Origin of the sequence: Micromonospora sp. NPDC001898 (assembly GCF_042891255.1) — a bacterium.
GTDB lineage: Bacteria > Actinomycetota > Actinomycetes > Mycobacteriales > Micromonosporaceae > Micromonospora.
On sequence record NZ_JBIATC010000039.1, the window covers coordinates 1 to 7638 of the forward strand.

General features: G+C 69.1%; 7 protein-coding genes and 2 pseudogenes. 7 read left to right on the forward strand and 2 right to left on the reverse strand.

Annotation, left to right across the window (positions count from 1 at the left end):
• Positions 1-251, reverse strand: a pseudogene (locus tag ACFYZF_RS30405) (transposase); the annotation flags it as partial.
• Positions 252-658: 407 nt separating this feature from the next.
• Between ACFYZF_RS30405 and ACFYZF_RS30410 the strand changes: the two are divergent.
• From ACFYZF_RS30410 to ACFYZF_RS30425, 4 genes are all read left to right on the forward strand, one after another.
• Positions 659-1861: a cytochrome P450 gene (locus tag ACFYZF_RS30410; RefSeq protein WP_387026596.1), complete on the forward strand. Its 1203-nt coding sequence runs from the start codon at positions 659-661 to the stop codon at positions 1859-1861.
• Positions 1862-1960: 99 nt separating this feature from the next.
• Complete coding sequence (locus ACFYZF_RS30415; RefSeq protein ID WP_387026598.1) at positions 1961-2986, forward strand: NADPH:quinone reductase; 1026 nt, start codon at positions 1961-1963, stop codon at positions 2984-2986.
• A gap of 300 nt (positions 2987-3286) precedes the next feature.
• On the forward strand, positions 3287-3925 hold the full coding sequence (locus tag ACFYZF_RS30420; RefSeq protein ID WP_387026600.1) for an NADPH-dependent FMN reductase: 639 nt from the start codon (positions 3287-3289) through the stop codon (positions 3923-3925).
• A 33-nt stretch (positions 3926-3958) separates the two neighbouring features.
• Positions 3959-4351 (forward strand): beta-ketoacyl synthase N-terminal-like domain-containing protein, encoded by a 393-nt coding sequence (locus ACFYZF_RS30425; RefSeq protein ID WP_387026602.1) that lies wholly within the window; start codon positions 3959-3961, stop codon positions 4349-4351.
• On the opposite strand, the gene ACFYZF_RS30430 is transcribed toward ACFYZF_RS30425, so the two are convergent.
• A complete protein-coding gene (locus ACFYZF_RS30430) occupies positions 4293-5435 on the reverse strand; it encodes a hypothetical protein (protein WP_387026604.1) in 1143 nt (380 codons plus the stop codon). The genes ACFYZF_RS30425 and ACFYZF_RS30430 overlap by 59 nt on opposite strands.
• A gap of 294 nt (positions 5436-5729) precedes the next feature.
• Between ACFYZF_RS30430 and ACFYZF_RS30435 the strand changes: the two genes are divergently transcribed.
• The 3 genes and pseudogenes from ACFYZF_RS30435 to ACFYZF_RS30445 all read left to right on the forward strand — a co-directional run.
• Positions 5730-6542 carry an SDR family oxidoreductase gene (locus ACFYZF_RS30435; protein ID WP_387026606.1) on the forward strand — a complete coding sequence of 271 codons (813 nt, stop codon included), beginning with the start codon at positions 5730-5732 and terminating at the stop codon, positions 6540-6542.
• Between the two features lie 731 nt (positions 6543-7273).
• Entirely contained in the window at positions 7274-7561 is a 288-nt protein-coding gene (locus ACFYZF_RS30440) for a hypothetical protein (RefSeq protein ID WP_387026608.1), read from the forward strand.
• A pseudogene (locus ACFYZF_RS30445) lies at positions 7525-7638 on the forward strand (IS630 family transposase); the annotation flags it as partial. The gene ACFYZF_RS30440 and the pseudogene ACFYZF_RS30445, both read left to right, overlap by 37 nt.

The window sequence follows — 7638 nt, forward strand, 5'->3', positions numbered from 1 at the left end:
GTTGTTCCAGGTCTCGATCCAGTCGCGGATCTCGTTTGTTGAGGACACGAACCGAGCAGTGGGTGCCGCGTTGCAGTTTCTTGGTGGCCAGTTCGCCGAACCAGCGTTCGACGAGGTTGAGCCAGGAACTGCTGGTCGGGGTGTAGCGCATGACTAAGCGCGGGTGTGCGGCCAGCCATCGATTGATTGCGGGCTTCGTGGGTGGAGGCGTTGTCCAGCACCACGTGCACATCCGGGTCGACGGGGGCCTCAGGGGCTGACGCTGGTCATGACCAGCGAGCCTTCACCGTGACTGGTGGATGTCCGAGCTTGTTGGGAGCGGTGGTAGGCCGGCTGTCGCGCATCAACACGAGCCGGTGCGACAAGGGAACCCGAACCTGATCATGAAAGGCTCGTCCCTTCTCGCCCTCGGTGAGGTCCGCCGTCTCCTGGCCATCTGATCACCGCCACTCGGACTCTCGACCACATACATCGATGGTCACGATGGCGACGCCGACACCGGTGCCGTGCCAGATCAGCCCACTACCAGCGAAGACTCCGACCTCGTCAGGTGCGGCTGGAGTACTAGCAGTGTGTGGGATGCCAGGGCACCGCGGTCCGGAAGTACCGTGTCCGCTGAGCACCGAGGTAGCCGGCCGTATGAAAGAAGTGAGCTTTCATGGGTGTGACCCAGTCCGAACGGACATTGTCCAATTTTCTCGCCTATCTCGACGGGTTGCGAGCGCGTGGCGACGTGCATTTCGACGAGAAAGTGCAGGCGTGGCACGTGCTCGGCTACCACGACACCCAGCAGGTGCAGACGGACCCGGTGACCTTCTCCTCCGAGGTCGCCCCGCTGGCGCCGAAACAGGAAGACTTCGACCTGTCCAACAAGGGCAACTTCCTCCGAACGGACGATCCGGAGCACCGCCGGCTGCGCGGCATGGTCAGCAAGGCGTTCACCCCGAAGATGATCGCCGACCTGGAGCCGCGCATCGTCGAGATGACCACGCAGATGCTCGATGCCGCCGATACCGGCGGCGACCAGTGGGACTTCATCGAAGAGCTGGGCTACCCGTTGCCGTTCATGGTCATGGCTGAGCTGCTCGGCATCCCCGACACCGACCGCGCGTTCCTCCGGAAGCTGTCCGACACCTTCGTCGAGGTGCAGAGCTACGAGCCGGATGGGTCGCTGGACGACCAGGGGGAAAGCGCGGTGAACAACGTCGCGCCGCTGCTGCGTGAGTTGAACCAGTACCTACTGGAGATCCTCCGCGCCCGCCGCAAGAACCCCGGTGACGACCTGGCCGGGAGGCTCATGACGGTCGAGGTCGACGGGGTGCGGCTGGACGAAGAGGAGGCCCTCGGTTTCCTCAACCTGCTGGTCGCCGGCCACCACACCACAACCGCCGCCCTGGGCAACACGGTTCTCGCGTTGGACGAGAACCCCCATGTGTGGGACCAGCTGCGGGCCGATCCGGCGCTGATCCCGGCCGCGATCGAGGAGTCGGTGCGCTTCCGGCCGCCGTTTCCGCGTTCGGCTCGGCGGGTGACGAAGGACACCGAGATCGGCGGCCAGAAGATCCCGGCCGGTGCGATCGTCCTGGTGTGGCTGACCACCGCGAACCGCGACGACCGCGTCTTCGCCGACCCGGGCCGGTTCGACATCCTCCGCAAGCCCAATCCACACCTGGCGTTCGGCAAGGGCATCCATCATTGTCTGGGCGCACCACTGGCGCGGCTGGAGACGAAGATCGTGTTGAGCCTCATGCTAAAGCGCTACCGCGACATCCGCGTGCGCGATGACGTCCCGGTCAACCTGCGCAATCCCTGGACGATGATCGGCGTCAACAAGCTGCCCATCGAGGTTCGCAGGTACTGAGCGGGTCGCAGGTTATCCTCCTCTCGACGCATCCGTCGAGTTGACGGTTTGGTGCCGGGTCTATTGTCAGGCAGGGATGACGATGGATACGTTTTCCACATGAAGGCGATCGTGTATTCGTCGACCGGCGGCCGTGAAGTTCTGGAACTCGTCGACCGGCCGGTGCCGGAGCCGGGTCCCGGTGAAGTCCGGGTCCGTGTCGTGATATCCGGGGTGAACCATTCCGATTGGAAGGCCCGGGAGTTCGGTCACCGGGGCGGCCCCTTGATGTTCCCCGAGGTGGTGCCGCATCACGACGGTGGCGGTGTGGTCGACGCCGTGGGGGAGGGTGTCGATCCGGGAAGGGTCGGGCAGCGGGTGTGGGTCTGGGAGGCGGCGTACAAGCGTCCTCATGGCACGGCCGCGGAGTACACCGTCGTTCCGTCCCGCAATGCTGTGCCGTTGCCCGCGAACGTGTCTTTCGAGGTCGGCGCGAGTCTGGGGCTGCGGGCGGTGGCCGCGCACCGCTGTCTGCTCGCCGGGCAGCACGGTCCGGGCCGGCTGGGTCCGGGCGCGCTGGAGGGGTGCACCGTGCTCGTTGCCGGTGGCGCGGGAGGCGTGGGGCAGGCCGCGATCCAGCTCGGAACCTGGGCCGGGGCGTCCGTGCTCGCGACGGTCAGCAGTCCGGAGAAGGCGAAGCTGGCCCTGGCCGCCGGTGCGGCGCACACCGTCGACTACCGGTCGGACACCGTGGTGGAGGACATCCGTGCGCTGGCGCCGGGCGGGGTGGACCTGATCGTCGAGGTGGCGGCGACCGCGAACATCGACACCGCCATGGAGGTCCTCGCCACGGACGGGACCGTCGCCGCGTACGGGACCGAGGGCACCAGCGAGCTGACGTTCCCGACGCGGAAGGCGATCGGGCGGAACCTGCGCTTCCAGTTCGTGATGGTGATGACGATGCCTGCGGCCGACAAGGACCTCGCGGCGGCCGACATCACCGACGCGGCGGCGGCGGGAGCGATCACCGCGGGAGAAGCGGCCGGGCTGCCGCTCCACCGGTTCCCACTTCACCGGACCGGCGATGCGCAGGACGCCGTGCAGGCCGGCATCGTGGGCAAGGTCCTCGTCGACGTCGATGAGTGAGCCCCTGAACAGTCAGAGTGAGGGATCCCCGGTGATGTGAGCTGTTCCTGTGGCTGCTGCGGGACCTGGGATTTGGACGCCGGCCTGATCGCCGGCATTCGATGACTTCGCCCGTACCGTGGCCAACGTGGACTGAGCCGTAGGCGTCGTCACGGCTGCTATGTTCGGCTCGGCGGTGGCTCTCGGGTGGCGAGAGTCGCACACCGATCGGGGGAGCGGGGCCTCTCAGCTCGGGCAGGTCGCATGGCTTGCCACCATCGAACCAGCAGACCGCTGCGAAATGAATGCGAGTGTGGTGAGTTGCGGATTCTCGGTGTTTCCGGATCGCTTCGCCAGGAGTCGTTCAACACCCGGCTCCTGGCGGCCGTCCGGCCGTTGGCCCCGGCGGGGATGGAGATCGACCTCTTCGACGGGCTCGGCGAGCTGCCGCTGTACAACCAGGACCTCGACACCCGGCAGGGCGCCCCGGCCCCGGTTGCCCGGTGGCGCAACGCCATCCGCGAGGCGGACGGTCTGATCATCGTTACACCGGAGTACAACAGTTCGATCCCGGGCGTGGTCAAGAACGCGATCGACTGGGCCTCCCGCCCCATCATGAACGCCGCGCTGCACGGCAAGAGCGTGCTGACCATGGTGGCCACCCCCGGGCGCGGCCTGGGCCGCAACGCGCTGACCGATCTGGGCCGGGTGCTGCACGACTGCCACGCGCACGTGATCAGCGGGCCGTGGGTGGTGCTCACCGAGGCGGAGGGCAAGCTCGTCGACGTGAAGGACGAGGAGCAGGGTCGACTCGTTCCCACCCTCGCCGACCCGGTCGCCGTGCGCATCGCCACGGTCCAGCTGAACGCGCTGGCCGCCGCGGTCGCCGCGGGCGCCGGTGAGCACGGCGTGGCTCCGCTGCGCGCCTACTTCGCCGCCGGCCGAGCGCAGAACGGCTAGCCGAGCCCCGACCACGACCGTACGCACCTGGAGTTGCGGGAGCACGCGGACAGCTTCGGCGAAAAGGTCGCCTTCGAGGACGACAAGCGGGCGGTCACGTACGGCGATCTGGAGGCGCGGGCCCGGACGGCCGGCGCGGGGCATCTGGTGGGCCTCGGTGTGCGGCGTGGCGATCGGGTGATGATCTGCCTGCGCAGGCAGCGCGGAGACGCTCAAGAGCTTACTGCCCTATCTCCCGGGCCGACGCGGCCGGTGCCCGAAGAGCTCGAAGCCTTCCAGACGACCGGAACCGCGGGCAGCGTCGCTGCCGGCCGGATCTCCTACCTGTTCGGCCTCCGGGGACCGGCGATCACCGTGGACACGGTTACTACTTGGGGGGTGTGCGGCCGTCGAACCGCGCACGTCCTTTGGCCTCGGCGAGGGTGATCAGCGCCACGCACCGGCTCGACGCCGCGAGCGCGTCCCGGTCTCCGGTACGCGCGAAGACGTCCACGGCGGTGTCGGCGAACTTGATGACGTGTTCGTCCCCGTGGTCGACCGCACGGGACATGGTGTCCTCGACGATCGTGACGCCGTCGGTGTGTACGGCGAGGTCCGCGCGATCGGCGGCGTGCTGGGGTGTGCACGCGGCGGTCAGGGCGGCGCTCGCCTGCCACGCGGCGTCCACGCTCGGTACCCACAGCTCGTGTGGCAGGGCCGGCAGCACGCGGAGGACCGCGGTCGGCGCCGTCGAAGCGTGGACCAGCATGACCGCGTGGCCGTGGCCGTAGCTCAGGTAGCGGAAGACCGTGGCGTCGATCAGCTGGGTCAACAGCGTGGGCACCTGCTCGGGATCGTCCACGGCCCGCAGCGCGCCGAGTGCCGATTGCCAACCGTCGGTGGTCGGGAGCTGGCTGAGCCGGTAGGGAACGCCCTTCTCCTGGTCGGCGACGGTCGGCACGGCGGCCAAGGCCTCGGCCGGCCTCAGCGACCCGGGGCGGCGGGAGGGGTCGCCGGTCACCGGCGTCCAGCACGCGGCCCAGTAGCCCAGGGCGTTGGCGAGCTCGACCAGGTACGGGTTGTCGGCGCTGTCGGCAGATCGCGGCTCCGAGCGGGGATCCGCTTCGGCCGCCAGCAACGAGTGGACCACATGCCCGACCCGGATCGCGCCGTGCGCCGTGCCGCCGATGATGCCGGGCAGCAGCCGCGGCCACCACGTCGCCAGCACTTCCCGCCAGGGGCGCTCGGCGACCTCGCGGTGGAACAGGGTCGTCCAGTCCGCCACCCGCTTCAAGTCGCCGAGGGCCTCCCGCCAGTCGTCCTCGGTGACCGGGACGAGCCCGCGCGGTGGTTCTTCCAGACGGTGCGTGTAGTTGTCGATCCAGCGATGCACGGCGCCGGCGTGCCCGTGCCGGATCATGGCCTCGATGGCCATCGGGCCGTGGTTGCTGAGGTGGTGGCCGCCCCACTCCGGCCCCGTCTCCTGGAACCGCTGGTAGGCCTCCAACAGGACCGACTCATTGTCACTCATCCGGGTTCTCCAAGCTGACGCAGAACTTTGTCCTCGACCCTTCTCGGAGGCTAGGTCCGGCGCGAGCCGCGCACTATCCCCGACGTTGGTAGTGGCATTCGGCGCGTAAGTCGCCGCTTTACCAAGGCAGGGGATGGCCAGTGCCCGGGCAAAGTCGTTGAATGTTGCCGAGCCGGTTCGGCGGGCGGTTGCCGGCGGCGATGTTGGGGATCCGGCGGCGTTTGGTGCGCCGATGGCACTGTGGGTTGGCGGCGATTCGCCCGAACGTCGACCCGTTAACCCTTTGGAGGAGCCATGTCTGTTCTTGTCGTCGGTGCGTACGGCAGCGTGGGTAGCCATGCGGTGGCTGGGCTTGTGTCCGCCGGAGTCTCGGTCCGGGGAACCAGCCGGAAGCCGGGGACCGGGGAGTTGCCGGACGCCGTCGAGATGGTCCGCCTCGACCTGGAGGAGCCGGAGACTCTGCCGGCGGCGCTCGACGGCGTCAAGAAGGTCTTCCTGTACGCCAGCCGGGCCGGCATCGCCGAGTTCGTCAGCGCGGCGCGGGCGGCCGGGGTGGAACACGTCGTGTTGCTGTCGTCGGCTGCCGTGGTCGAACCGGCCACCCGGCACAGCCAGAGCGCGCAGATGCACGCCGGGGTGGAGGAGGCGTTGCAGGAGTCCGGAATCGCGTGGACCTTCCTCCGCCCGACCACGTTCGCCAGCAGGCAGCTTCGCTGGGCTCCGGACATCCGGTCCGGGGAGGTGTTGCGTATTCCGTTCCTGCAAGTGCGTACCGCGTCGATCCACGAACGCGACATCGCCGACGTGGCGGTCCGCGCCCTGACCGGCGCCGGGCACGAGGGGCAGACGTACTGGCTGACCGGACCGCAAGCCTTGACGCAGCAGGAGTACATCGAAACGATCGGAGCGGTGATCGGGCGGCCGATCGATTTCGTCGGGTTGGCTCCGGAGGAATTCGAACCGAGGCTCTCGGAATCCTTCGTCCGGACCATGACCGAGCTCATGAAGGCTCCGTGCGTCGTGACGTCCACCGTCGAGGATGTCACCGGGGTGCCGGCCCGCTCGTTCCGGCAGTGGGCCGAGGACCACGTCAAAGACTTCAGCTGACTGCCCACCCGCGCGCGAACCGAAGGGAACCGCCTCCCGCCCGTGCGCAACTCAACGACCGCGCACATCACCGCAGGTCACCGTCACGGCAACGCTGCACTGCGTCTTCGATTCAGTCCCGATCGCGTGCAGCGGCCCGGCACCACCCTGGTCCGCGACCACACGTGTGAGAGATCGCCGTGCCGGCCGAACCGGTCGGCATCGAGTACGACCGCCTGCTCGACGAGGTCCGGGACCACATCGCCGACCCGCTCGCGGTGGGCACGGCGATCGCCGGAGCACGGCGGGTTCGTCCGCGTGATCGAGGCGGCCCCGCGATGACCGGGAGCCCGGCAATGGATGCGGTGACCCCCGCGGTGTTCGACCTCGACGGCGTGCCCGGGAACAGCCACGAGCTGATGAGTCAGGCGTTCTCCGTCGCGTACGCCGAGGTGGTGGGTTCGACATCGGCGGCACGAAGGCGGCGCTACGCGCGGAGACCGGCGGCGGTCCGGCGCTGGAGCGCACGGCCCGCTGGACTGGCCGCGGGGTACGGGAGGATCTCGCCGGCCTCACGGCAGAGGTCGCGCGGCTGTCCCCGCGGCTGCCGGTCAGGTTCCGCTCGGACGGGGTGGCCCTGCCGGCGACGGTCGGCCCGGACGGGGTGGTTTCGGCCTGGCCGAACCGCCCGGAGTGGGTGAGCTGGACATCCGGCGCGCCGTCGGCGAGCTGTTCGGCGGCGTGCCGATGGGGTGGCCGCCGACGGTGATCCGGGCGCGCTGGCCGAGGCCGACGCGGGCGGCGCCGGCCGCGTCCTCTACCTCGACGTGGGTGGTGGCGTGGTCGTCGACGCAGCGGAAGGCGCGGCGACGCTGTTCGGCCCGTTCGAGATCGGCCAGGCGATCACCGACCCGGGGCGGCCCGCGCAGCGCACAGGCTGTGGCATTGCGCTCGCGGGCTCCTGCTGGCGTGCGCGGACGCCGCTGGTGGGTCGAACAGACAGATCGCGCAGCAACTCGGGATCGCCCGTCACGTGGTGAGGAAGTGGCGTTACCGGTTCGCCGCCGATCGGCTCGACGTGTTGCTGGACGAGCCGTGGCCGGGCCGGCGCCGCACG

Bases quoted from the DNA above. Each gene is read 5' to 3' on its own strand.
- ACFYZF_RS30410 (WP_387026596.1), top strand. From the start codon at position 659: ATGGGTGTGACCCAGTCCGAACGGACATTGTCCAATTTTCTCGCCTAT.
- ACFYZF_RS30415 (WP_387026598.1), top strand. From the start codon at position 1,961: ATGAAGGCGATCGTGTATTCGTCGACCGGCGGCCGTGAAGTTCTGGAA.
- ACFYZF_RS30430 (WP_387026604.1), bottom strand. From the start codon at position 5,435: ATGAGTGACAATGAGTCGGTCCTGTTGGAGGCCTACCAGCGGTTCCAG.
- ACFYZF_RS30435 (WP_387026606.1), top strand. From the start codon at position 5,730: ATGTCTGTTCTTGTCGTCGGTGCGTACGGCAGCGTGGGTAGCCATGCG.